Raw genomic sequence first — 267 nt, forward strand, 5'->3', positions numbered from 1 at the left:
GCTACAATAATAAGCCATAGAGGCGTACTAGTGTGGCGTTGCACGCTGAGCGCTTGCTGCGTTGGCTCTGCATCCGTGTTGTTTAAAGTACTTTCAACGGGTGTATTTAGTGAGTTTGCTGGCGCTGTGGTACTTGGTGTTACCGTAATTGTGCGTTCTGGTAAAGTTGCGTAACTAATTCGGTTCATTTTGGTGTTATACCAAGGCAGGGTAATTTCAGGCAATGTATAAGTGCCTGGTGTGTGTGGTAGTAGCGCAAATGAGGCG

At 46.8% G+C, this 267-nt stretch carries 1 protein-coding gene; it reads right to left on the reverse strand.

From position 1 onward, the window contains the following. A partial coding sequence (locus SB724_RS20405; RefSeq protein ID WP_410572710.1) for a hypothetical protein occupies positions 1-224 on the reverse strand: 224 nt, incomplete at its 3' end. Positions 225-267: the final 43 nt, after the last annotated feature.

Source organism: Bacillus sp. SIMBA_031 (assembly GCF_046535225.1).
GTDB classification, from domain to species: Bacteria; Bacillota; Bacilli; order Bacillales; family Bacillaceae; genus Bacillus; species Bacillus velezensis.